26 protein-coding genes and 1 tRNA gene are annotated in these 23,119 nt (G+C 68.5%); 21 read left to right on the top strand and 6 right to left on the bottom strand.

Going from position 1 to position 23,119, the window contains the following annotated elements; genetic code table 11:
• The first annotated feature begins 31 nt into the window (after positions 1-31).
• The 4 genes from GGR64_RS09935 to GGR64_RS09950 all read left to right on the top strand — a co-directional run bounded on the left by GGR64_RS09935 (position 32) and on the right by GGR64_RS09950 (position 1,905).
• Positions 32-337, top strand: a complete 306-nt coding sequence (locus GGR64_RS09935) for a DNA primase (protein WP_184645560.1) — start codon at positions 32-34, stop codon at positions 335-337.
• Between the two features lie 3 nt (positions 338-340).
• Positions 341-859: a GNAT family N-acetyltransferase gene (locus GGR64_RS09940; RefSeq protein WP_160969054.1), complete on the top strand. Its 519-nt coding sequence runs from the start codon at positions 341-343 to the stop codon at positions 857-859.
• Between the two features lie 100 nt (positions 860-959).
• Entirely contained in the window at positions 960-1,271 is a 312-nt protein-coding gene (locus GGR64_RS09945; protein ID WP_260302980.1) for an I78 family peptidase inhibitor, read from the top strand.
• Between the two features lie 7 nt (positions 1,272-1,278).
• A complete protein-coding gene (locus GGR64_RS09950; RefSeq protein ID WP_184645562.1) occupies positions 1,279-1,905 on the top strand; it encodes an alpha/beta fold hydrolase in 627 nt (208 codons plus the stop codon).
• A 94-nt stretch (positions 1,906-1,999) separates the two neighbouring features.
• Here the strand turns inward: GGR64_RS09950 and GGR64_RS09955 are convergent, their stop codons facing one another.
• A complete protein-coding gene (locus GGR64_RS09955; protein ID WP_184645564.1) occupies positions 2,000-2,902 on the bottom strand; it encodes a hypothetical protein in 903 nt (300 codons plus the stop codon).
• Positions 2,903-3,184: 282 nt separating this feature from the next.
• On the opposite strand from GGR64_RS09955, the gene GGR64_RS09960 reads away from it, so the two are divergent.
• The 16 genes from GGR64_RS09960 to GGR64_RS10035 all read left to right on the top strand — a co-directional run bounded on the left by GGR64_RS09960 (position 3,185) and on the right by GGR64_RS10035 (position 16,447).
• The gene (locus tag GGR64_RS09960; protein WP_160969051.1) at positions 3,185-3,919 is read left to right on the top strand and encodes a YebC/PmpR family DNA-binding transcriptional regulator; all 735 of its coding nucleotides are present in this window, start codon (positions 3,185-3,187) and stop codon (positions 3,917-3,919) included.
• Positions 3,920-4,001: 82 nt separating this feature from the next.
• The gene (gene ruvC / locus GGR64_RS09965) at positions 4,002-4,604 is read left to right on the top strand and encodes a crossover junction endodeoxyribonuclease RuvC (protein ID WP_221236170.1); all 603 of its coding nucleotides are present in this window, start codon (positions 4,002-4,004) and stop codon (positions 4,602-4,604) included.
• Positions 4,605-4,728: 124 nt separating this feature from the next.
• A complete protein-coding gene (gene ruvA / locus GGR64_RS09970) occupies positions 4,729-5,313 on the top strand; it encodes a Holliday junction branch migration protein RuvA (RefSeq protein ID WP_160969820.1) in 585 nt (194 codons plus the stop codon).
• Positions 5,314-5,444: 131 nt separating this feature from the next.
• Complete coding sequence (locus GGR64_RS09975) at positions 5,445-7,286, top strand: potassium transporter Kup (RefSeq protein WP_255421580.1); 1,842 nt, start codon at positions 5,445-5,447, stop codon at positions 7,284-7,286.
• Between the two features lie 131 nt (positions 7,287-7,417).
• On the top strand, positions 7,418-8,452 hold the full coding sequence (gene ruvB / locus GGR64_RS09980) for a Holliday junction branch migration DNA helicase RuvB (RefSeq protein ID WP_184645566.1): 1,035 nt from the start codon (positions 7,418-7,420) through the stop codon (positions 8,450-8,452).
• Positions 8,453-8,475: 23 nt separating this feature from the next.
• Complete coding sequence (ybgC, locus tag GGR64_RS09985) at positions 8,476-8,952, top strand: tol-pal system-associated acyl-CoA thioesterase (protein WP_184645894.1); 477 nt, start codon at positions 8,476-8,478, stop codon at positions 8,950-8,952.
• Positions 8,949-9,725, top strand: a complete 777-nt coding sequence (gene tolQ, locus GGR64_RS09990) for a protein TolQ (RefSeq protein ID WP_184645568.1) — start codon at positions 8,949-8,951, stop codon at positions 9,723-9,725. Before ybgC ends, tolQ begins: the two co-directional genes overlap by 4 nt.
• A 37-nt stretch (positions 9,726-9,762) precedes the next feature.
• A complete protein-coding gene (tolR, locus tag GGR64_RS09995) occupies positions 9,763-10,200 on the top strand; it encodes a protein TolR (protein ID WP_160969813.1) in 438 nt (145 codons plus the stop codon).
• Positions 10,190-11,191 (top strand): cell envelope integrity protein TolA, encoded by a 1,002-nt coding sequence (gene tolA / locus GGR64_RS10000; protein WP_184446954.1) that lies wholly within the window; start codon positions 10,190-10,192, stop codon positions 11,189-11,191. Before tolR ends, tolA begins: the two co-directional genes overlap by 11 nt.
• A gap of 171 nt (positions 11,192-11,362) precedes the next feature.
• Positions 11,363-12,682: a Tol-Pal system beta propeller repeat protein TolB gene (gene tolB / locus GGR64_RS10005; protein WP_148828954.1), complete on the top strand. Its 1,320-nt coding sequence runs from the start codon at positions 11,363-11,365 to the stop codon at positions 12,680-12,682.
• A gap of 68 nt (positions 12,683-12,750) precedes the next feature.
• Positions 12,751-13,269 carry a peptidoglycan-associated lipoprotein Pal gene (pal, locus tag GGR64_RS10010; RefSeq protein WP_048491898.1) on the top strand — a complete coding sequence of 173 codons (519 nt, stop codon included), beginning with the start codon at positions 12,751-12,753 and terminating at the stop codon, positions 13,267-13,269.
• A gap of 6 nt (positions 13,270-13,275) precedes the next feature.
• Complete coding sequence (ybgF, locus tag GGR64_RS10015; protein WP_184645570.1) at positions 13,276-14,103, top strand: tol-pal system protein YbgF; 828 nt, start codon at positions 13,276-13,278, stop codon at positions 14,101-14,103.
• Between the two features lie 46 nt (positions 14,104-14,149).
• A complete protein-coding gene (gene queE / locus GGR64_RS10020; RefSeq protein WP_184645572.1) occupies positions 14,150-14,827 on the top strand; it encodes a 7-carboxy-7-deazaguanine synthase QueE in 678 nt (225 codons plus the stop codon).
• A gap of 113 nt (positions 14,828-14,940) precedes the next feature.
• A complete protein-coding gene (queC, locus tag GGR64_RS10025; protein WP_184446951.1) occupies positions 14,941-15,606 on the top strand; it encodes a 7-cyano-7-deazaguanine synthase QueC in 666 nt (221 codons plus the stop codon).
• A gap of 64 nt (positions 15,607-15,670) precedes the next feature.
• Positions 15,671-15,746, top strand: a tRNA-Lys gene (locus GGR64_RS10030).
• Positions 15,747-16,066: 320 nt separating this feature from the next.
• Positions 16,067-16,447 (top strand): hypothetical protein, encoded by a 381-nt coding sequence (locus GGR64_RS10035; protein ID WP_184645574.1) that lies wholly within the window; start codon positions 16,067-16,069, stop codon positions 16,445-16,447.
• Between the two features lie 233 nt (positions 16,448-16,680).
• On the opposite strand, the gene GGR64_RS10040 is transcribed toward GGR64_RS10035, so the two are convergent.
• A complete protein-coding gene (locus GGR64_RS10040; protein WP_160969809.1) occupies positions 16,681-17,298 on the bottom strand; it encodes a LysE/ArgO family amino acid transporter in 618 nt (205 codons plus the stop codon).
• Positions 17,299-17,403: 105 nt separating this feature from the next.
• On the opposite strand from GGR64_RS10040, the gene GGR64_RS10045 reads away from it, so the two are divergent.
• Complete coding sequence (locus tag GGR64_RS10045; RefSeq protein WP_184645576.1) at positions 17,404-18,312, top strand: LysR family transcriptional regulator ArgP; 909 nt, start codon at positions 17,404-17,406, stop codon at positions 18,310-18,312.
• A 299-nt stretch (positions 18,313-18,611) separates the two neighbouring features.
• Here GGR64_RS10045 and GGR64_RS10050 read toward each other — a convergent pair whose 3' ends face one another.
• The 4 genes from GGR64_RS10050 to GGR64_RS10065 form a co-directional block, all read right to left on the bottom strand.
• On the bottom strand, positions 18,612-19,238 hold the full coding sequence (locus tag GGR64_RS10050; RefSeq protein ID WP_184645578.1) for a TetR/AcrR family transcriptional regulator: 627 nt from the start codon (positions 19,236-19,238) through the stop codon (positions 18,612-18,614).
• A gap of 433 nt (positions 19,239-19,671) precedes the next feature.
• On the bottom strand, positions 19,672-20,166 hold the full coding sequence (locus GGR64_RS10055; protein WP_160969806.1) for a hypothetical protein: 495 nt from the start codon (positions 20,164-20,166) through the stop codon (positions 19,672-19,674).
• 154 nt (positions 20,167-20,320) lie between these two features.
• Positions 20,321-22,129, bottom strand: a complete 1,809-nt coding sequence (recQ, locus tag GGR64_RS10060) for a DNA helicase RecQ (RefSeq protein WP_160969805.1) — start codon at positions 22,127-22,129, stop codon at positions 20,321-20,323.
• A 405-nt stretch (positions 22,130-22,534) separates the two neighbouring features.
• A complete protein-coding gene (locus GGR64_RS10065) occupies positions 22,535-23,101 on the bottom strand; it encodes a Dps family protein (RefSeq protein WP_184645580.1) in 567 nt (188 codons plus the stop codon).
• Between the last annotated feature and the right edge of the window lie 18 nt (positions 23,102-23,119).

The following is a 23,119-nucleotide window of genomic DNA, read 5'->3' on the forward strand; positions in this document are numbered from 1 at the left end:
CCTTTCCTCCAACCGTAGCGCAGGCCGACACATGAGCGAGACCGCATTCAATCTGGAGTGGGAAACCCTCGGCAACGAGGGCGCAATGGAGGCCATCGTCACCCAGCGCGCGCGCGTGTTCGGCGGCTGGCTGGTGCGCGCCGGCAGCGGCGCCAACGCGCCGCTGGCGTTCGTGCCGGATCCGGAGGGCCGTTGGGACGGCGAGGACTTCGGCGAGGACGATTACGAGTACGAGGAAGACGAAGAGGGAGAGGAAGAAGAGGACGAGGACGAGGAAGGCGACGACGAAGACGAGGACGACGTCGAGGACGCCGACCCCGCGCACCCGGCGCGCTGAGCCGTGCGCATCCGTCGCGCCACGCCGGACGATGCCGCGGCGGTGACCCGCATCGCCACGGCCACCTTCTGCGAAACCTTCGGCCATCTGTATCCCGCGCAGGACCTGCAGGCCTTCCTCGACGAGGCCTATTCGCTGGAGCGTGCCCAGGTCGTGCTGGCGCATCCGGACTACGCGATCTGGCTGGTCGAGCACGACGGCGCGGTGGTCGGGCATGCCGCGGCCGGCCCCTGTGGCCTGCCGCACGCCGAGGTACGCCCCGGCGACGGCGAACTGAAGCGGCTGTACCTGCTGCGCGCACACCAGAACGGCGGCTGGGGCGCGCGGCTGTTCGATACCGCCCTGGCCTGGCTGGAACGCGACGGCCCGCGCACGCTGTGGGTGGGCGTGTGGTCGGAGAACCTGGGGGCGCAGCGTTTCTATGCGCGCTACGGCTTCGAGAAGGTCGGCACCTACGAATTCCCGGTGGGGCAGGTGCGCGATCTCGAATTCATCCTGCGCCGGCCGCCGCGCGCGGCCTGACGCCGTGCGGCCGGGCACGGTCCCGGCACCGCCGCGTCGACATCGCGGCAACGAGGGCGCGTTAGAGTGCAGGCCTGTCCAGCCTGCAGGAGAACGCGCCATGTTCCGACCGTGGATGGGAATCGCCGCCGTGCTGCCGCTGCTGGCCGCGTGCGCGCCGCCGGCATCGTTGCAGCCGGCCAGTGCCGGCCCGACCGTGCAGGGCGATGGCCGCTGCAATGTCGACGCGGTGGCCTGGGCCGTCGGCCAGGAAGCCACCCAGGCGACCATGAGCCGGGTCTGGAAGGAGAGCGGAGCCGGCGTGGTGCGGCCGATCGCGCCCGGCCAGGCGGTGACCCGCGACCTGCGCCTTGACCGGCTCAATGTGTTCCTGGATGGCAGCAATCACATCGTCCGCACCACCTGCGGTTGAGCCGCCGATGGCCGCCGCGCCGCAGGTGCTGTTGCTGCACGGCATCTGGAACGCGCGGCCGTGGCTGCTGCCGCTGGCGCTACGCCTGCGCCGCGCCGGCTGGCGGGTCGCCAGTTTCGGCTATTCGACCGCCGTCGGCGGCGCCGAGGCCGCGCTGCCGCGGCTGCACGCGCGCATCGAGCGCCTGGCCGTTGCCGGCCCGGTGGCCCTGGTCGGGCATAGCCTCGGCGGCCTGATCGCGTTGCAGGCCTTGCGGCAGGCGCCCTCGTTGCCGGTGACCCGCGTGGTGTGCCTGGGCAGTCCGTTGGCGGGCAGTGCCGCCGCGCGCGCCCTGGCGCAGCGGCGGCTCGGCGTGGCGCTGGGCCGCAGCGCAGCGCTGTTGCAGCAGGGCGTGGCGCGTTGGGACGGGCCGGCCGAGGTCGGCATGATCGCCGGCACCGTGGCGCGCGGGCTGGGCGCTCGCTTCGCCGCGCTGGGCCCCGAGTCCGACGGCAGCGTGGCCCTGGCCGAGACCCGCGTGCCCGGTCTTGGCGATCACTGCCAGGTCCGCGCCAGCCACAGCGGCCTGCTGTTCTCGGCGGACGCCGCGCGGCAGACCGCCGCCTTCCTGCGCGACGGACGCTTCGCTGCCTGAGTCGATTTGTCGGAACCGACCATCCCGCGGCAGCGGCCGGCGCCGCGTCGGGGTGTCCGCCACGACGCGGCGCCAGCCGGGGCGATCCCGTCCCTCAGGGCGTCACGAAGGTCTTCAACCAGTCCAGCGTCGGGTTGAGCGCCCAGGCGGCGGTGCCGCTGCGGTAGTTGCTGTCGACCAGAATGCCCGTGCACTGGGTGCCGGGATAGCCGCCGAAGCCCATGAAGCAGTGGTCGGCGTACAGGTCCTGCACTTCCCGGTCCTTGACGACGTACCAGCCGCTGCCGTTGCTGCGGAAGCACGACTGCTGCCCGTCGCAGCGCAGGCCGGTGACCAGTTGCGCCTGCGTGCGGGCGATGTTCTCGGTGCCGCCGACGAACATGTCGCGCTCGCCGTTGATGATGCGCAGGCGATCGGAGGGCAGGCTGTGGTTGCCGTCGGCGATGCAGGACGCCAGGTTGTAGTAGGCGGTGTAGGTCGTGCCGGTGCCCTGGCCGAACGAGGCGGCAACCCGGGGGTCGTAGTCGTGCGCCAGCACCGAGATGATCGAGCCCTGGCTGAGGCCGCCGGTTACCACGCCCTTGGAGCAATCGGCCTTGCCGCGGGCGCAGAGTTGGGCGATGGCGCTGTTGAGATTCTGCGCATCGAAGATGGCCTTGGCGCGGTTGCCGATGACGCCGCAACTGCCGAAGCTGGCGTTGTCGTACTCCACCGAGGCGGCCACGAAGCCCTTGGCCGCCGCGGCATTCACTGCGGCCATCGCCCAATTGCTCTGGTAGTTCTCGCCGGTCCCGCCGATATGCACATAGACCGGGTACTTGCCCGCCGCGCGGGGTTCCTGGCCGCTGATCGAATAGGTGGTGAAGCCGGCCCTGTAGCTGCCCCTGAAGGCATCGGTCTGGGCGCTGGCGAGGCCCGGGGCGGCGAGGGCGAGCAGGCCCAGGCAGCGCAGGGCCAGCGACAGGAACGGGGCGGGGGCGGAGGGGCTGCGGAACATGTGGGATCTCCTTTGGTGCGAAGGAACGCGGGCGCGATTTGCGCGTTCAGCCTCCAGGTGGGGCCTTACAGTTCTGGCAGCGATGTGGCGCGCATGGGTAGACAGTCCGCCAAGGATTGATGGGCAGCACGGGGCCGCGCGCGCTGGAGCGGGCGCCGCCGGGGGAACGGGTTGCATGCGCCGGTCGCATGCGCGGTCGGTCGTCGGCGCGGCCGGACCCCGGGATGCCTGCGGCATCAGGTAAAATCTGCGCCTTGTCCTTACAACTGTCCGGAACGCCCCATGGGTAGAGGCCCCTCGATCGAAGCCCGCAAGAACGCATCCGATGCGAAGCGTGGCAAGATTTTCACCAAGATCATCCGCGAGATCGGCGTCGCCGCGCGCGCCGGCGGCGGCGATCCGTCCAACAACCCGCGGCTGCGCGTGGCGATGGACAAGGGGCTGGCCTCGAACATGTCCAAGGACGTCATCGAGCGTGCGATCAAGAAGGCCACCGGCGAGCTGGAAGGCGTGGAGTACGAGGAAGTGCGCTACGAGGGCTATGCCCCGGGCGGGGTGGCGGTGATCGTCGACTGCCTGACCGACAACCGCGTGCGCACCGTGGCCGACGTCCGCCACGCCTTCAGCAAGTGCGGCGGCAACATGGGCACCGACGGCTCGGTGGCCTTCATGTTCAAGCGCCTGGGCGTGCTCAGCTTCGCCGCCGGCGCCGACGAGGAGAAGATCACCGAGGCCGCGATCGAGGCCGGTGCCGACGACATCGTGGTCTACCCCGAGGACGGCGCGATCGACGTGCTGACCGCGCCGGAGGCGTTCCAGGCGGTCAAGGACGCCATGGACGCGGCCGGCCTGTCCCCCGACCACGCCGACATCACCTTCCGCGCCGACAACGACATCGCCGTGGACGGCGACACCGCGGTGCAGGTGCGCAAGCTGCTGGACATGCTGGAAGACCTGGACGACGTGCAGAACGTCTATTCCAACGTGGACCAGGCCGCGCTGAGTGACGGTGGCTGACATCATGAAACCCGGGGCCCGTGGCCCGGGACCCCGGACCCGGAAGGCCGCTGTGCCGATGCCGGAGGCATTGCAGACGTCGATGGCGGCCACGGGCATCGCTGCCCGCACGGGCACTGCTTTCCCGATTCCCGAATCCCGATTCCCGAATCCCGGCTCCACCACCACCCGCATCCTCGGCATCGACCCCGGCTCGCAGCGCACCGGCGTCGGCATCATCGACGTGGACGCGGCCGGCCGCACCCGCCACGTGCACCACGCCCCGCTGCTGCTGCTGGGCGAGGGCGATTTCGCGCTGCGGCTCAAGCGCCTGCTGTACGGGCTGGATGCGCTGATCGAGGAATACCGGCCGCAGGAAGTGGCGATCGAGCGGGTGTTCATGGGCAAGAGCGCCGACGCGGCGCTGAAACTCGGCCATGCCCGCGGCGCGGCGATCTGCGCGGCGGTGCTGCGCGAGCTGCCCGTGCACGAGTACGCCGCCAAGGAGATCAAGCTCGCCGTGGTCGGCAAGGGCGCGGCGGAGAAGCAACAGGTGCAACACATGGTCGGTCTCATGCTGAGCCTGACCGGCAAACTTCAGGCCGACGCCGCCGACGCGCTGGCCGTCGCCATCACCCATGCCCACGTGCGCGCCACCGCGCAGCGCCTGGGCGTCAGCACGCAGCAGGCTTGGAGTAGAAAATGAGTGGAGCGGGGATTCGGGATTCGGGATTGGGGATTGGCAACAGCCGCGCGCGTGCGCGCCGGCCCCGCTTTGACGAATCTCCAATCCCTAATCCCCAATCCCGGCGCCTCCAAGGAGGCGCCCAATGATCGGCCGTCTGCGCGGGATCCTGGCCTACAAGCAGCCGCCGTGGCTGGTGATCGATGTGGGCGGGGTGGGCTATGAGCTGGAGGCGCCCATGAGCACCTTCTACGACCTGCCCGACGTCGGTCGCGACGTGATCCTGTTCACCCACTATGCGCAGAAGGAGGACAGCGTGTCGCTGTACGGCTTCCTGCGCGAGGGCGAGCGGCGCCTGTTCCGTGATGTGCAGCGGGTCAGCGGGATCGGCGCGAAGATCGCACTGGCGGTGCTGTCCGGGGTCAGCGTCGACGAATTCGCGCGGTTGATCACCGCCGGCGACGTCACCGCGCTCACCCGCATCCCCGGCATCGGCAAGAAGACCGCCGAGCGCATGGTGGTGGAACTGCGCGACCGTGCGGCCGACTTCAGCGGCGGCGCGCCGGTGACCGGGCAACTGGGCCCCGACGCGGTCTCCGAGGCCACGGTGGCGCTGCAGCAGCTCGGCTACAAGCCGGCCGAGGCGGCGAAGATGGCGCGCGACGCCGCCGCCGACGGCGACGAGGTCGCCACGGTGATCCGCAAGGCCCTGCAAGCGGCCCTGCGCTGACCGCCCGGTCGGCTCGGCCTCCCGCTCTTTCTTCACGTTCTGGCGCTACTCTTCCCACCATGTCCAGCTCCTCCAGTTCCGCCGCCCGCCCGGGCAGCCACGATCCGCATGCCAAAACGGGCCTGGGGGTAATGCTGACCGCCATCGGCGTGGTCTTCGGCGACATCGGCACCAGTCCGCTGTACACGCTCAAGGAGGCGTTCTCGCCGCACTACGGCTTGTCCCCGGACCACGACACCGTGCTGGGCATCCTGTCGCTGGTGTTCTGGGCGCTGATGCTGGTGGTCACGCTCAAGTACGTCACCGTGATCATGCGCGCCGACAACGATGGCGAGGGCGGCATCATGGCGCTGACCGCGCTGGCGCAGCGCACCCTGCCGGGCGGCTCGCGCTCGATGTATGTGGTCGGCATCCTCGGCATCTTCGGCGCCTCGCTGTTCTTCGGCGACGGCGTGATCACCCCGGCCATCTCGGTGCTGTCGGCGGTGGAAGGCCTGGAGGTGGCCGCGCCCAAGCTGGAACCGTTCGTGGTGCCGATCACCCTGGTGGTGTTGGGGATGCTGTTCATGGCCCAGCGCTACGGCACCGAGCGGGTGGGCAAGGCGTTCGGGCCGATCACCCTGGTCTGGTTCCTGGCGCTGGGCGCGATCGGCGTCTACAACATGGCGCGCGCGCCGGAAGTGCTGCAGGCGCTGAACCCCTGGTGGGGCGTGCGCTTCTTCGCCGAACACAACTGGCATGCGGTGTTCGTGCTCGGCGCGGTGGTGCTGGCGGTGACCGGCGGCGAGGCGCTGTACGCGGACATGGGCCATTTCGGCGCCAAGGCGATCCGGCGCTCGTGGAATTTCCTGGTGCTGCCGATGCTGACCCTGACCTACCTGGGGCAGGGCGCGCTGGTGCTGCGCGACCCGGCCGCGGTCAGCAACCCGTTCTACGAGGCGGTGCCGGAGTGGGCGCTGTATCCGATGATCGTGCTGGCCACCGCGGCCACGGTGATCGCTTCGCAGGCGCTGATCACTGGCGCCTATTCGGTGGCCAGCCAGGCCATGCAGCTGGGCTACATCCCGCGCATGCACATCCGCCACACCTCTCATTCCACCATCGGCCAGATCTACGTGCCGGCGGTGAACTGGTGCCTGCTGGCGCTGGTGGTGGTGGCGGTGATTGGCTTCGGCGACTCGACCTCGCTGGCCACCGCCTACGGCGTCTCGGTCACCGGCACCATGCTGATCACCACCGTGCTGATGATCATCTACGCGCGGGCCAACCCGCGCGTGCCGGCGCCGCTGCTGTGGCTGTTCGGGCTGGTGTTCCTGGCGGTGGACTGCGCGTTCTTCTACGCCAACATCATCAAGTTCCTGGACGGCGCCTGGTTCCCGCTGCTGCTGGGCCTGATCCTGTTCACCCTGATGCGCACCTGGCGCCGCGGCCGCAAGCTGCTGCACGACGAGATTCGCAAGGACGGCATCAAGCTCGACACCTTCCTGCCCGGGCTGATGCTGGCGCCGCCGGTGCGCGTGCCCGGCACCGCGGTGTTCCTGACCGCCGACCCGATGGTGGTGCCGCACGCGCTGATGCACAACCTCAAGCACAACAAGGTCCTGCACGAGCGCAACGTGTTCCTGACCGTCGAAACCCTGCAGGTGCCGTACGCGGCCGCCGGGCAGCGGCTGAAGATCGACGCGATCGGCGACGAGTTCTACCGGGTCTACGTGCGCTTCGGTTTCATGGAGACCCCGGACGTGCCGCTGGCGCTGATGCGCTCCTGCGACCAGGGCGGGATCTATTTCGACCCGATGGACACCACCTATTTCGCCAGCCGCGAGACCATCGTGGCCAGCGCCAACCGCGGCATGCCGATCTGGCGCGACAAGCTGTTCGCGGTCATGCACCGCAACGCCGCCCCCGCCACCGGCTTCTTCCGCATCCCCGGCAACCGCCTGGTGGAACTGGGCGCGCAGGTGGAGATCTGAGGCCGCCTGCGGCGGCCGGGATTGGGGAGTGGGGATTCGGGATTGGTCAAGGCCATGGCGCCGAGACCGTCCCACAGCCGATACTATTGCGCTACCAATCCCGAATCCCCACTCCCCAATCCCGGCTTTAAATGGACCGCATCATCGCCAGCAGCGCCACCCGCGAGGATGAGGTCGCCGAGGCCAGCATCCGCCCCAAGCGACTGGACGACTACCTCGGCCAGCAGCCGGTGCGCGAGCAGCTGTCGATCTATATCGAAGCGGCCAAGGCGCGCGGCGAGGCGATGGACCATGTGCTGATCTTCGGGCCGCCCGGCCTGGGCAAGACCACGCTCAGCCACGTCATCGCCAATGAGCTCGGGGTCAACCTGCGGGTCACCTCCGGCCCGGTGATCGAGAAGGCCGGCGACCTGGCCGCGCTGCTGACCAACCTGCAGCCGCACGACGTGCTGTTCATCGACGAGATCCACCGGCTGTCGCCGGTGGTCGAGGAAGTGCTTTACCCGGCGATGGAAGACTTCCAGATCGACATCATGATCGGCGAGGGCCCGGCCGCGCGTTCGATCAAGATCGACCTGCCGCCGTTCACCCTGATCGGCGCCACCACCCGCGCCGGCCTGCTGACCGCGCCCTTGCGCGACCGCTTCGGCATCGTCCAGCGCCTGGCCTTCTATACCCCGGACGAGCTGGCGCAGATCGTGCGCCGCTCCGCCAGCATCCTCGGCATCGCCTGCAACGCCGACGGCTGCGCCGAGATCGCGCGCCGCGCGCGCGGCACCCCGCGTATCGCCAACCGCCTGCTGCGGCGGGTCCGCGACTTCGCCCAGGTGCGCGCCGGCGGGCAGATCGACCTGGCGGTGGCGCAGGCCGCCACGCAGATGCTCAAGGTCGACGCCGAGGGCTTCGACGAGCTGGACCGGCGCATGCTGCGCACCATCATCGAGTACTTCGACGGCGGCCCGGTCGGCGTCGAGTCGCTGGCCGCCTCGCTGTCGGAGGAGCGCGGGACCCTGGAGGACGTGATCGAGCCCTTCCTGATCCAGCAGGGCTACCTGATCCGCACCGCCCGCGGGCGCATGGCCACCAACAAGGCGTATCTGCACTTGGGCTTGCAGCCCAAGCGGGATTCGGGATTGGGGATTGGCGATACAGGAGCGCTGTTTTGACCGCGATCGACCCGAACGCGCCTCTGCGCGGCGAATCCCCACTCCCGAATCCCCAATCCCCGCGGCTATTCAGTTGGCCGACACGCGTCTACTGGGAAGATACCGACGCCGGTGGCGTGGTCTACCACGCGCGCTACGTGGCCTTCCTGGAGCGGGCGCGCACGGAGTGGTTGCGGGCGTTGGGGTATGGTCAGGAGCGTCTGCGCCTGCAACACGATCTGGTGTTCGCGGTGCGCGCGATGCAGCTCGACTTCCTGCGCCCGGCACGCCTGGACGATTCCCTGCAGGTCGGCGTCGCGCTGTCGCAATGCAAGCGCGCCAGCCTGGTGTTCGCGCAGCCGATCCGCCGCGACGACGGGGAGCTGCTGTTGCGCGCGCAGGTGCGGGTGGCGGCGCTCAGCGCCGGCAGCTTCCGCCCGCGCGGCATGGACGACGCGCTGCACGATGTATTGAAAGTTCTTGAAATCACTGAAGCCGAATTACTGAGGAACGACGGATGATCGCATTGCTCCTGGCCCTGCAGGACACGGTGGTGGAGGCGCTGCCGCAGGACGTGACCCAGACCGCCACCCAGGCCGTCGCCAACACTGCCGCCCACGGCGGCATCAACTACCTGGACCTGATGGTCAAGGCCAGCCTGCCGGTCAAGGTGATCGTGCTGCTGCTGCTGCTCGGCTCGCTGATCAGCTGGGTCATCATCTTCCGCAAGGGCAAGGTGTTCAAGAACGCCAACCGCGAGGCCGACGACTTCGAGAACCGCTTCTGGTCCGGCACCGACCTCAGCAAGCTCTACGCCGGCGCCACCGACCGCAACCGCGTGGTCGGCGGGCTGGAGGCGATCTTCGAGGCCGGATTCCGCGAGTTCGCCCGCCTGCGCGACAAGCGCCGGCTGGATGCGCGCATCCAGCTGGAAGGCGCGCAGCGGGCGATGCGCGCGACCTATGCGCGCGAAGTAGACCGCCTGGAGCGCAACCTGGAACTGCTCGCCAATATCGGCTCCACCGCGCCCTACGTGGGCCTGGTCGGCACCGTGTTCGGCATCATGGTGACCATGCACGACATGATCAACAGCGGCCAGCAGGCGGGCATCGCCGCGGTCGCGCCGGGCATCTCCGAGGCGCTGTTCGCCACCGCCATCGGCTTGTTCGTGGCGATCCCGGCGGTGTGGGCCTACAACCGCTTCACCACCCGCGTCGAGCGGCTGGCGGTGCGTTTCGAGACCTTCTCCGAAGAGTTCAGCTCCATCCTGCAGCGCCAGGCCAGCGGCGACTGAGCGTCGCCCGCCTGTCCACGACTCCCAGGATTCCCGCATGACTGCCGCCATTTCCCGCCGCAAGCGCCGCAAGCTCAAGTCCGAGATCAACGTCGTGCCGTACATCGACGTGATGCTGGTGCTGCTGATCATCTTCATGGTCACCGCGCCCTTGCTCAGCCTGAGCGTGGACGTGGACCTGCCCGATTCCACCGCGCGCTCGGTGGAAAGCAAGAAGGACCCGGTGATCGTCACCGTCGATGCCCAGGGCCACTACACGCTGACCCTGCAGGACGGCAAGCCGGAGAAGATCGCCGCGCCGGAACTGAAGGCGAAGATCCAGGCCTTCGTCGGCCAGAACAAGGACGTGCCGGTGTTCGTCGCCGCGCCCGGCAGTTCCAACTATCAACTGGTCATGGACACCATGGTCATGCTGCAGCAGGCCGGCGTTCCCAAGGTCGGCCTGATGAGTCAGCCCGGAAACAATGCACGCTGAAGCCGATTCCCGCCCGCCGCAGCACCGCGGCGACGACAAAGGGCTGATCTTCGGGGTCGCCCTGGCGTTGCTGGTGCATGTGCTGATCGCACTGCTGTTCTTCCTGGCCTGGTGGTGGTCGCCGGTGCGCCAGGTCGAACCGGCCGCCGGTTCGCCGATGGTCGAGGCCTCGCTGGTGGTCTCGGCCGCCGACGTGCGCTCGGCGCAGAAGGCGGTCAAGGACGCGCCCAAGCCCTTGCCCGAGCCGCTGCCCGAGCCGGTCAAGGACGTCGCCGAGGAAGACACGGTGCCGCCGCCGCAGCCGCTCCCCACGCCCAAGCCGCAGCAGGCGCCGACGCCGCAGCAGCAGAAGGCGCAGGACTTCGTCCCGGTGCCCGACAAGGTCGACCAGGACCGCGCCACCCGCACCGCGATCTCCCAGGAAAAGGAGAAGCAGGAGCAGGAGGCCAAGCGCCGCCAGGAACAGATCGACCTGACCGAGCAGAAGCGCCAGCAGGAGGCCGAGCAGAAGCAGCGCCTGGCCGCGCAGCAGGAAGAGGAGCGGCAGAAGAAGATCGCCGACATCCGCAAGCAGCGCGAGCAGGCCCAGCGCGAGGCCAAGCTGGCCGAGCAGAAGCTGCAGCAGATCGCCGACCTGAACGCCAAGAAGGCGTCGGCGGCTGCGGCCACCACGCCGCAGCAGGCGCCGGGCCAGAACGGCACCAACACCGACCTGCAGGCCAAGTACGCCGCGGCGATCCAGCAGGCCGTGCTGAGTCAGTGGGTGCGCCCGGATTCGGTGCCGCTGGGACAGAAGTGCAAGATCGTGATCACGCAGATTCCCGGTGGTCAGGTGATGGAGGCCAAGGTCAGCCCCGACTGTCCCTACGACGAGGCCGGCCGGCGCTCGATCGAAGCGGCGGTGTTGCGTGCGCAGCCACTGCCTTATCGGGGCTTCGAGACCGTTTTCTCGCGCACTCTGACCTTCAACTTCACCGCCCAGGACCAATGAGCCCGGCCGCCGCCGATGTGTTTGCGTGCGGCAGGCCATCCACCGGACAGGCGATGGGCGATAATGGAGATCGTCCTGCCATCGGCTTCACATGGCGATGGTTCATGATTGCGAATACGTTCACCCGCGCATTGCTATCTCTTGCGCCTTTCCGATCCTGCTGAGCGAACCATGAAGAAACTGCCGCGCTGGCTTGCCGTTCTTACCGCCCTGTTGTTGCCTCTCGCCGCATCCGCGCAGGACAAGGGCCTGGAAATCGACATCGTTGGCGGCAATGCCTCGGCGACCCCGATCACCGTCGTGCCGATGCCGTACCAGGGATCGGCGACTCCGCCGAGCACCGACGTCGCCGCCGTGGTCCGCGCCGACCTGGATCGCTCCGGCCAGTTCCGCAATCTGCCCGAGTCGCAGATCGTCGAGCGCCCGACCCGCGGCAGCGAGGTGCAGTTCGCCACCTGGCGCGCGCTCAAGCAGAGCTATCTGGTCGTCGGTCGGGTGATGGATGCCGGCGAAGGCGCCTACCGCGTCGAGTACGAACTGTTCGACGTGGGCAAGGGCGAGCGCATGCTCGGTCTGGCGATGACCGCCCGCGCCAACGCCATGCGCGACGTCGCCCACCAGATGGCCGATGCCATCTACGAGAAGATCACCGGCGTGCGTGGCGCGTTCTGGACCCGCATCGCCTACGTCACCGCCAGCGGCAAGGGCGGGGCGATGCGCTATGCGCTGATGGTCGCCGACTCCGACGGCTACAACCCGCAGACGATCGTCCGCTCGGCCGAGCCGCTGCTGTCGCCGAACTGGAGCCCGGACGGCAAGAAGCTGGCCTACGTGAGCTTCGAGCGCGGCAACTCCTCCATCTACATCCAGGACATCGCCACCGGCGCCCGCCAGCTGGTGTCCAGCTTCCGCGGCATCAACGGCGCCCCGTCGTTCTCGCCGGACGGCAAGAAGCTGGCGCTGGCGTTGTCGCGCAGCGGTAACCCGGAGATCTACGTGATGGATCTGGGCAGCAAGCAGCTGACCCAGCTGACCAACCACTTCGGCATCGACACCGAGCCGACCTGGGCGCCGGACGGCAACAGCATCTACTTCACCTCCGACCGCGGTGGCCGCCCGCAGATCTACCAGGTGCCGGCGACCGGCGGCAGCGCCACCCGCATCACCTTCCAGGGCAACTACAACGCCACCCCGAGCGTGTCCTTCGACGGCAACAAGCTGGTCGTGGCCCAGGGCAGCGGCAACACCTACAAGATCGCGATGATGGACCGCAGCCTGGGTTCGCCGCGCTGGAGCACCCTGTCGACCGGTTCGCTGGACGAGTCGCCGAGCTTTGCCCCCAACGCCAGCATGGTGCTGTATGCGGCGCGTGAAGGCGGCCGTGGCGTGCTGTACGCGGTCTCGGCCGATGCCCGCGTGCGGCAGCGCCTGGTGCTCGCCGATGGCGACGTGCGCGAGCCGTCCTGGTCGCCGTATCGCACTGCACGTTGACATGTAAGTTTGGTGTTAATATTTCGCTGTTGAACCCCTCATCGGCCCAGGAGCCACAAGGTATCCCCATGAACAAGACCACCCGCGTTCTGCTTGTTTCGCTGTTGTCCGTTGCAGCTCTGGCCGGCTGCGCCAAGAAGGTCAAGGAACAGCCCCAGACCGACACCACCGGCACCACCGGCACCACCGCCCCGACCGGCCCGTCGACCTCCGGTCTGTACGGCCCGGGCGACCTGGAGACCGATTCCTGCCTGCGTCAGCGCGTGGTCTACTTCGATCTGGACAAGGATGCCGTGAAGCCGGAATTCCAGGCGATCATGGCGTGCCACGCCAAGTACCTGCGTGACCGTCCGTCCTCGCGCATCACCCTGCAGGGCAACACCGACGAGCGCGGTTCGCGCGAGTACAACATGGGCCTGGGCGAGCGTCGTGCCAACGCCGTGTCCTCGGCGCTGCAGGCCAACGGCGGCTCGGCTGCGCAGCTGACCGTGGTCAGCTACGGCGAAGAGCGTCCGGTCTGCACCGAGTCGAACGAGTCCTGCTGGTCGCAGAACCGTCGCGTCGAGATCGTCTACACGGCGCAGTAAGAAAAGATGCGTATCGGTGTCCTTACATCGATGATCGTCGCGGCGGCCCTCGTGGCCGCCGCGCCGGCTCATGCGCAGCGCGCGAGCCTGGCCGACCGCGTTTCCGCGCTCGAGCAGCAGGCCATGAATTCCCAGGCCAACACCGACATCCTGAACCAGCTCAACCAGCTGCGGACGCAGATGCAGTCGATGGAGGCCACGATCGAACAACTGCAGCACAACAACGACCAGCTCAAGCAGCAGATCAAGGACCAGTATCTGGACCTGGATGGCCGCGTGGGCCGGCTCGAAAGTGGTGCGGGGGCAGGGGCGACGCCGCCGTTGCCGCCGGCCAATGGCGCTGCACCGGCTGCCGCACCCGCCGCGCCTGCGGGCAAGCCGGCCGCCGCCGCCGAGCCGCCGCCGTCCGTGCACGGCGACGCCGGCACCCTGGCGGCCGCCGGCGACGAGCGGGCGGCCTACAACGTCGCCTTCGATGCGTTGAAGGCCGGCAAGTACGCCGACTCGGCAAACCTGTTCCAGAGCTTCCTGCAGGCCTACCCGAACGGCGTGTATGCGCCGAACGCGCTGTACTGGCTGGGCGAGAGCTATTACGCCACCAAGAACTTCCAGTTGGCCGAGGCCCAGTTCCAGGACCTGATCGGCCGCTACCCGACCCACGACAAGGCGCCGGGCGCCCTGCTGAAGCTGGGCCTGTCCCAGTACGGCGAAGGCCGTGTCCAGGACGCCGAGCAGACCCTGCAACAGGTCGGCGCGAAGTATCCTGGGTCCGATGCCGCGCGGACCGCGCAGGACCGTCTGCAGTCGATCCGTATCGGCCAGCAGTTGCGCTGAGCCCCTTACGCTGCCGCCGCTGTCGCGGGAGCACTCTTCTCCCGCCATGGCCGCCGTTCCCAGCGATATCGTCCAAAGCCCGCTGCCCCGCCTGAAGCTGACGGAGATCTTCCTGTCGCTGCAGGGCGAGGCCGAGAGCGCCGGCTGGCCCACCGTGTTCTTGCGCCTGACCGGCTGCCCCCTGCGCTGCAGCTACTGCGACACCGCCTATGCCTTCCACGGCGGGCAATGGTGGGACATCGACGCGATCCTCGAAGAGGTGGCGCGCCACGGCGTCCGCCACGTCTGCGTGACCGGCGGCGAGCCGCTGGCGCAGAAGCGCTGCCTGCAACTGCTGCAGCGTCTGTGCGACGCCGGCTACGACGTGTCGCTGGAGACCTCCGGCGCGCTGGACATCGCCGAGGTCGACCCGCGCGTGTCGCGTGTCGTCGACATCAAGACCCCGGCGTCGCAGGAAGCGCATCGCAACCGCTGGGAGAACCTGCCGTTGCTGACCGCGCGCGACCAGATCAAGTTCGTGCTGTGCGGTCGCGCCGACTACGACTGGGCGCGTGGCGTGGTCGCCGAACATCGGCTCGATACGCGCTGCACCGTCTGGTTCTCGCCGAGCAAGAGCGAACTGACCGCGCGCGACCTGGCCGACTGGATCGTCGCCGATCGCCTGCCGGTGCGGTTCCAGATGCAGTTGCACAAGCTGCTGTGGAACGACGAGCCGGGCCGTTGAGAAGCCGGGATTGGGGATCGGGGATTCGGGATTCGTAGAAGCCCTCCCGGTCACCTGTCACGTGCTGTAGCTTTGCGAATCCCCAATCCCCAATCTCCAATCCCGGCCTCCCAATGAAAAATGCCGTTGTCCTGCTGTCCGGTGGCATGGACTCCGCCGTCGTTGTCGCCATCGCCCGTGCGCAGGGTTTCGCCGTGCATGCCCTGAGCGTGCGCTACGGCCAGCGCCATACGTCCGAACTGGATGCGGCCGCGCGTGTCGCCACGGCGCTCGGCGCGGTGGCGCACAAGACCGTCAACGTCGACCTGCGCAGCATTGGCGGCTCCGCGCTGACCGACGACATCGAGGTGCCGGACGCCGGTGGCGACGGCATCCCGGTCACTTACGTGCCGGCGCGCAACACCATCATGCTGTCGGTGGCGCTGGGCTGGGCCGAGGTACTCGGAGCGGCAGACATCTTCTGCGGGGTCAACGCGGTGGACTACTCCGGCTATCCCGATTGCCGCCCGGAGTTCATCGAGGCGTTCCAGACCCTGGCCAACCTGGCGACCAAGGCCGGGGTGGAGGGCGCCGGGCTGCGGGTGCATGCGCCGTTGCAGCACATGAGCAAGGCCGACATCGTGCGCGAGGGCGTGCGCCTGGGCGTGGATTTCGGCCTGACCGTGTCGTGCTACCGCGCCGACGACGCCGGCCGTGCCTGCGGCCACTGCGACGCCTGCCGCCTGCGCGCGGCCGGCTTCGCCGATGCCGGCGTCGCCGACCCGACCCGCTACGCCTGATTTCGCGAAACGCCCCGCCCTGGGGTAGACTACGCGCCCCGGTGCAACGCCGGGGTCTTGTTTTGGGCCGTTAGCTCAGTCGGTAGAGCAGAAGACTTTTAATCTTTTGGTCGATGGTTCGAATCCATCACGGCCCACCACTCCTCTCAGCGGGTTAGGTATCGCCTTTGGCGGTTTTTTCACCACCTCCTGAAAATCCTCCTGAAAACTCCGGCAGTTTCGCTGGTTCCACGCTCGGCATCGCGTGTTCGTCGCGTTGCCGCATCGACTTGATTTTGGGCCGCCTGGGCCCTCGTCCTCCGAACCCATGGTGGCTTCGATGCGTCGGGGCCGTGCGCCGCAACGCGATGACCAGCGGCGATGACGCCGTCCTTGGCCGCACTTGGCGAAGCGCTTTTGCAGAAGCTGCCGATGCCATACGCATGTCCCCGCATCTGAACGCTGCGATGAAGCTGCTACCATGGGTTTTGTCTACAGGGGGCTTGCTATGCGATCGAAGGCCGTTGTTTTCACCGCCGTCCTGGCGGTTTTTTCCGTGTCCGTCCACGCCGCCCAATCTGACCGCTATATGGTCGTGCGCAAACAACTCACGATTGCCAGCATGCCGGACGACGACATGCGCCCACAGATCGTCGGGACCGTCGTTGAAGTCGGCGCGGGAAGCACCACCCTGAAAGGTGGTGCTCGCGTCCCTGCGACGGGTGCCAAGCTCGGCGACCTAGCGCGCTTCGTCTGTGCTTCGATCGACACGGGCAACCCGCCGGTCTCGACCAACTGCGAACTGGTCAGCTCCCAGGCACCAGACAAGAAGGCGCGCGACTACAACAACTTCTGGGACTGACCCGGCGGCGCGGCACGCGCCACCCCTCAGCACCTTCCGAACCCCGGCCACGCGCCGGGGTTTTTGTTGCGCGCTTCTCATCTGCGCGCAGGCGGACAGCGGAGAGCATGCAACCACGCCATCATCGGTCGGTATGAGCGTTTTGAATCGGGGAGCAATCCAGGGTAGGGCAGGCACGGCCTCGGACGTCGGCGTGGAAGCCATCGTATCGACCGCCGACGCCTCCCGGTCGCTCACCCCAAAGGCTGCAGCAGCAACGAGACGCACAGCCCCAGCATGAACAGTGCGACCGCCGCATCCAGCAGCCGCCATGCAGCGGGTTTGCGGAACACCGGCTGCAGTAGCCGCGCGCCATAGCCCAGGCTGCAGAACCAGGTCACGCTGGCCAGGCAGGCGCCAAGGGCGAAGGCCCAGCGCAAGTGTCCTGGGTAGCGGGTGGAGAGGCTGCCCAGCAGCACCATGGTGTCCAGGTAGACATGTGGATTGAGGAAGGTGAAGGCCAGGCAGGTCAGCAGGACGCGCTGCCAACTCCGCTGATCCTGGCCTTGCGCCAGCAGGCCGCCACTGCCGCGCCAGGCACGTCGCGCCGCCAGCAACGCGTACGCGCCGAGGAAGGCCGCGCCGCCGAAGCGCAATGCCTGCAGCACGCCCGGCCAGGCATCCACCACGGCCCCGATGCCGGATACGCCGAGGACGATCAGCGCGATGTCGCTGGCGGCGCAGACGGCTACGACCAGGCCGACATGCCGACGCTGCAGCCCCTGGCGCAGCACGAAGGCATTCTGCGCGCCGATCGCGACGATCAGGCCGGCGCCGGCGACGAGGCCGGCCAACAGTGCGTGCAGCCACATGCGCGATGTCCTGGTGGGTGGGGCGAGCATGCTGCACGCCACGCCATGATTAGCCAAACTCATTTTTCTGTAGGCTGTGAAGAATCCCTAATCTGTATCGCTGCCATGGACCTGCTCCACCCCCAGTTGTCCGCCTTCGCCGCCGTGCTGGAAGAAGGGAGTTTCGAGGCCGCCGCGCGCCGCCTGGCGCTGACCCCGTCGGCGGTGTCGCAGCGGATCAAGGCGCTGGAGGACCGGCTCGGCCAGGTGCTGATCGTGCGCCTGGCCCCATGCCGGCCTACGCCCGCCGGCGAGCGCCTGTTGCGTAGCGTGCGACCGATGCAGGTCTTGGAGACCGAGGCAGTGGCCGACCTGCTGCCCGCGCCCGCCGGCAGCGCCGCCGCGCGCAGCATCGCGATCGCGGTCAACGACGACTCGTTGCAGACCTGGTTCCTGGATGCGCTGGCGGTCCTGCACGACGCGCACGGGTTCCTGTTCGACATCCGCGTGGATGACCAGGACCACACGCTGGAGCTGCTGCGCAGTGGCGCGGTGCTCGGTGCCGTTACTTCCGTCGGTCAGGCCTTGCAGGGCTGCAATGTGCTGCCGCTGGGCGCGATGCGCTACCGCGCGATCGCCTCGCCGGCCTTTTTCGACCGCTATTTCGCCGACGGCCTGGATGCGGCGGCGCTGGCCCGCGCCCCGATGATCGTTTACAACCGCAAGGACGCGCTGCAGGCGCGCTTCGTGCGCCGCATCACCCGCTCGCGGCTGAGCCCGCCGATGCACTACCTGCCAACCTCCGTCGGTTTCGTCGAAGCGGCCGCGCGTGGGCTGGGCTGGTGCCTGGCGCCGGAACAGATGCTTGCGGCCGCCTTGCGCCAACGGCAGATCGTCGTCGTCGACCCGCAGCGTTGGCTCGACGTGCCGCTGTACTGGCAGCACGTCGCAGTCCGTTCCAGGACCCTGCAACAGATCGGCCAGGCCATACGCAGTGCGGCGCAGCGCATGCATGGGCGTCTGCGGCCGGTCTGATCGGTTCTGCGCAATGCCGTGCGGCGGTGATGCGGGTTGAGCGCTTACGCGGTTGCGTTCTGGGATCGCGGAGATCGGTGATCGGATGCCGCGCTGTGGATCAACCGACATGTTTCGTTGACCGCTTATCGCGTCCTGGCAGCTCACCCACTTCGCCGACCACGCGTGCATCGGCGGCGGTCGACCATGCGCGGTACACGCAATCAACCCGAACGCGCGCTGGCTGGCACGCGGGTGGTTCATCGATGTCCCGCGCCGTAGACGCCCGAGGCTCGAGCGTCGAGCGGACCCAAGCCGCGCTATCCGCGCGCGGTACTGAAGATCCCGGCCAGGCTTTCGCTGAGGATCAACTGCAGGTGCATGCGGTTGAGCTCCACGCCGGTGGTCATCATCATGTGCAGGCCGCCGCACATCGCCGCGACCGCGTAGACGCGGGCCTGGAACTCCGCTTCGCTGCCGCTCCAGCCATGGTCGCGCAGCATGCGCCGCAGCAGGTCGCCCAGGTTCTGCACCAGCGACACGTTGAGCCGGCGCGCGTACTGCGCCAGTTCGGGATCGCGCGCGGCGGCCAGGTCCATTTCCAGGTCCAGGCGGCGGCGCCGCTGGTTGGCGTCGGTCACCAGCCAGTCTTCGAGGGCACCGGCGATGAAGGCGGTCGCGTCCTGGTGTGGTGGCGGTTGCAGCAGCCACATCGTGCGGATCGCGCGCTCGTAGCCGCGTTCCATCAATGCCTGGACCAGGCTGCGCTTGTCGTCGAATTGCCGACGCACCGCGCTGCACGAAACGTCGGCACTACTGGCGATCAGTTCGAAGGTGGTGGCGCCGAGGCCGTTCTCGACGATGCAGCGCTCGGCTGCATCGAGGACGTCATCGTGCAGGCGCTGCTCGCGTTCGCGGGCGCTGTGCAGCCGGACTACGTTGGACATGGCGTGAGCTCGGGGGAAAGCGGTGCCAATGAAGGGGGACATCTGCTCGGAGCCCGCCGCCGAGGCGCACGCTGTTGCATGTGGCCATCGCGCGCGGAACGCGGTGCAGCGCGATTGTAGACGCGATGCGGCGTGGTCGCGCGTGCGGTGGCAAGTCGGTCGATCCCGTAGCCATGAGCGTGACCACCGGCACGCTTGTGCGACCGCGCGCGTCGCGGTTGCAATGAGAGCGGCAGGCATTGCGGCACGATCGGGCGCGTCGACTTGCGAAACAGCGTAGGCAGGGACGTGGCTGGATACAGCGCTGCCGGCAACACACGAAGAGCTGCCGGGTGTGAAGACTGCGGACGGAACAGGAAAGCCCGCGACCGAAGCTTCCAGGCAACGCTCGCACTCGCTTGGTGACGCGGTATCGCGCTGCGTTTGGCCGCGCTTACCAGCCGAACGGCGGCGGGCCGTAGGCGCCGGGGTAGTAGCCGCGTCCGAATACCGGGCCATCGCCGCGGCCGACGCTGATGCTGATGCCCATCTGCCGCGGCTTGCCGTCGTCGGTGTAGGAGGTCTTGCACAGGTTCAGATTGGCGGCCTGGTAGTTGCTGTTGCCGCCATGCGTGGAATAACCGATGCCGGTGGCGACGCTGCCGTGCACGTCGCCGTTGCAGCGGTCGGCCTGCGCCTGCAGGGCCTCGGCGCGCGCCTGGTCGGCGGCTGCTTTCTGCGCCGAGGCCGAGGTGCCGCTGGTATCGCCGTAGTAGGCACCCGGCGGATCGGCCTTGGTGCCGGGATCGGCATAGGTGATCGGCTGCTGCGGCACGCTGAGGTCGAGCTTGCGCTTGGCCGCCTCGCTGTCGCTGGTGGCATCGGCGGTCTGGGCCAGGGCCGGGCCGGCAAGCAGGGTGCAGGCGAGGAGAAGGAGGCTGCGGTTCATCGGGCATCTGCCAGAAGAGAGGGGCCGGGCGGGGCCGGTTTAACGCTCCGCCATGACGCTGACGCTATCAATACCACGTTGAACCCGGCCTGTCGGCGCCGCGGGCGCTCTGCGCAGGGCCGACGGCCGGCGATGCAGGCGCCTGTGCCGCGCCTCAGCCCTGCGCGTGCACCACGTCGAGCAACTGCTGGCCGTATCGGGCCAGCTTGCTGCCGCCGATGCCGCCCACCCGCGCCAGTTCGTCCAGGCTGGTCGGACGCTGCTCGGCGATGTTGCGCAGGGTGCTGTCGTGGAAGATCACGAAGGCCGGCACGTTCTGCTCCTTGGCCAGGCCGGCGCGCAGGTCGCGCAGGGCGTTGAACAGCGGCAGGTCCTGCGCCTGCACCGGCACGCCGGTACGTGGACTGCCGCTGCGGTCGCCGCGCTCGCGGCCGCGGCTGGGCAGTTCGCGGCGCATCATGATTTTGCGTTCGCCCTTGAGCACCTGGCGGCTGGCGTCGGTGAGGCGCAGGCCGCCGTAGGCGTCGCTGTCCACCTCCAGCAGGCCGGTGGCGACCAGTTGCCGGAACACGCCGCGCCAGGCGCGCGCGTCCAGGTCCTTGCCGATGCCATAGGTGCTGAGCTGGTCGTGGCCGAATTGCTTGATCTTCTCGCCCTCGTTGCCGCGCAGGATGTCGATCAGGTGGCCGACGCCGAACCGCTGGCCACTGCGGTACACGCAGCTCAGCGCCTTCTGCACCGCCACGGTGGCGTCCCAGGCGTCGGCCGGCTGCAGGCAGTTGTCGCAGTTGCCGCAGGGCTGCGGATAGGTCTCGCCGAAGCTGGCCAGCAGCACCTGGCGGCGGCACTGCATCGATTCGCAGTAGCCCAGCAACTGGTCGAGCTTGCGCCGTTCCACGCGCTTGCGCTCTTCGCCGGCCTCGCCCTGCTCGATCATCTGCTTGAGCAGCACCACGTCGCCCAGCCCGTAGCACAGCCAGGCCTCGGCGGCCTCGCCGTCGCGGCCGGCGCGGCCGGTCTCCTGGTAGTAACCCTCCAGCGACTTGGGCAGGTCGGTGTGGGCGACAAAACGCACGTCGGGCTTGTCGATGCCCATGCCGAAGGCGATGGTGGCGCACATCACGATGCCGTCCTCGCGCAGGAAGCGGCGCTGGTTGTCGGCGCGCACCTCGGCCGGCAGGCCGGCGTGGTAGGGCAGGGCGTTCAGGCCTTCGCGGGCCAGGAATTCGGCGGTCTCCTCGACCTTGCGCCGCGACATGCAGTAGACGATGCCGGCGCTGCCACGGTGTGCGCGCAGGAAATCCAGCAACTGGCGCCGCGCGTTGTCCTTCTGCACCACGGTGTAGCGGATGTTGGGGCGGTCGAAGGAACTGACGAAGTGGCGGGCCTGCGCCAGGTCCAGGCGCTCGGCGATCTCGCGCTGGGTCGGCGGGTCGGCGGTGGCGGTGAGGGCGATGCGCGGGGTCTGCGGCCAGCGCTCGTGCAGCACGGTGAGCTGCCGGTACTCGGGCCGGAAGTCGTGGCCCCATTGCGATACGCAGTGCGCCTCGTCGATCGCGAACAGGGCGATGCGGCTGCGCTCGATCAGCGACAGGAAGCGCGGGGTCAGCAGCCGTTCCGGGGCGACGTACAGCAGGTCCAGCTCGCCGGCCAGCAGGGCACGCTCGACCCGCTGCGCGGTCTCGCCGTCCAGGGTGGAGTTGAGGTACTCGGCGCGCACGCCGAGCTGGCGCAGCGCCTCGACCTGGTCCTGCATCAGCGCGATCAGCGGCGAGATGACGATACCGGTGCCGTCGCGCAGCAGCGACGGGATCTGGTAGCACAGCGACTTGCCGCCGCCGGTGGGCATCAGCACCAGCGCGTCGTGGCCGGCAGCGACGTGTTCGACGATGTCCTGTTGCGGGCCGCGGAACTGGTCGTAGCCGAAGACGCGGCTGAGCAAGGCATGGGCGGGGGAAGACATCCGTCTAGGATACCTTGCCGCGCAAGGGCGGTTGGCTTCCGGATGTCCGCAAGCGGGTATCAGGCGAAGGTGCGGCTTTCTGTAGGATTCAACTGCCCTGCGGCCGTGACGAACCAAGCCTGCCTGGCCCGACCTTGCAAGGCGTCGGGACTGAAGTCCCTCCCACAGTGCACCCAGCTAGCGCCCTGCAGGTTCCGGTTGGAGCGGCGCTTGGCTCCTTTGGGGATCAGCCGCGACGGGGCCTGGTCATGCGCGCCGGTCGCGGCTGAAGCCGCTCCTACAAGGGAGCCAGGCGTGACAAGGCAGCGCTCGGCATGCACGCCCAATCCGGGCGACGGAGCGCGCGCAGCGTCGCCTGGCCCAGCTCGGCGTGCCCTGCCTGCCAAGCAGGCAGGGCGATACCGCTTACTGCAGCAGCGAGCGCAGCATCCAGGCGTACTTTTCGTGGGTCTGCAGGCGCTGGGTCAGCAGGTCCACCGACGGGTCGTCGCCGGCGTCGTCGGCGGTCTTGAGCACCTTGCGCGCGGTGCGGCATACCGCCTCGTTGCCGACCACCAGCTGGCGCACCATCTCGCGCCAGTCGGCGCTGTCGCTGAGGCCTTCCTCTTCCGGGATCGAGGTCAGCGCGGCGTACTCCTTGTACGACCCGGGGGCGTTGAAGCCCAGGGCGCGGATGCGCTCGGCGACGTCGTCCAGCGCCGCCCACTGCTCGGTGTACTGGGTCTCGAACATCAGGTGCAGCGAGTTGAACATCGACCCGGTCACGTTCCAGTGGAAGTTGTGGGTCTTCAGGTACAGGGTGAAGGCGTCGGCCATGTAGTGCGACAGGCCGTCGGCGATCTTCTTGCGATCGCCGCCGCCGATCCCGATATCGATGTTGGGCGCGGACGGCGCCAGCCCGGCCAGCGGCTGGCCGGCGAGGGCCTTGCTGGTGGAGTTCTTGGTCTTGCCGGGGGTCTTGCTCTTGGCCATTGGAGTTCCTCCTGGGGG

This window comes from Xanthomonas sp. 3307 (genome assembly GCF_014199735.1).
In the GTDB taxonomy this organism is placed as follows: Bacteria; Pseudomonadota; Gammaproteobacteria; order Xanthomonadales; family Xanthomonadaceae; genus Xanthomonas_A; species Xanthomonas_A rydalmerensis.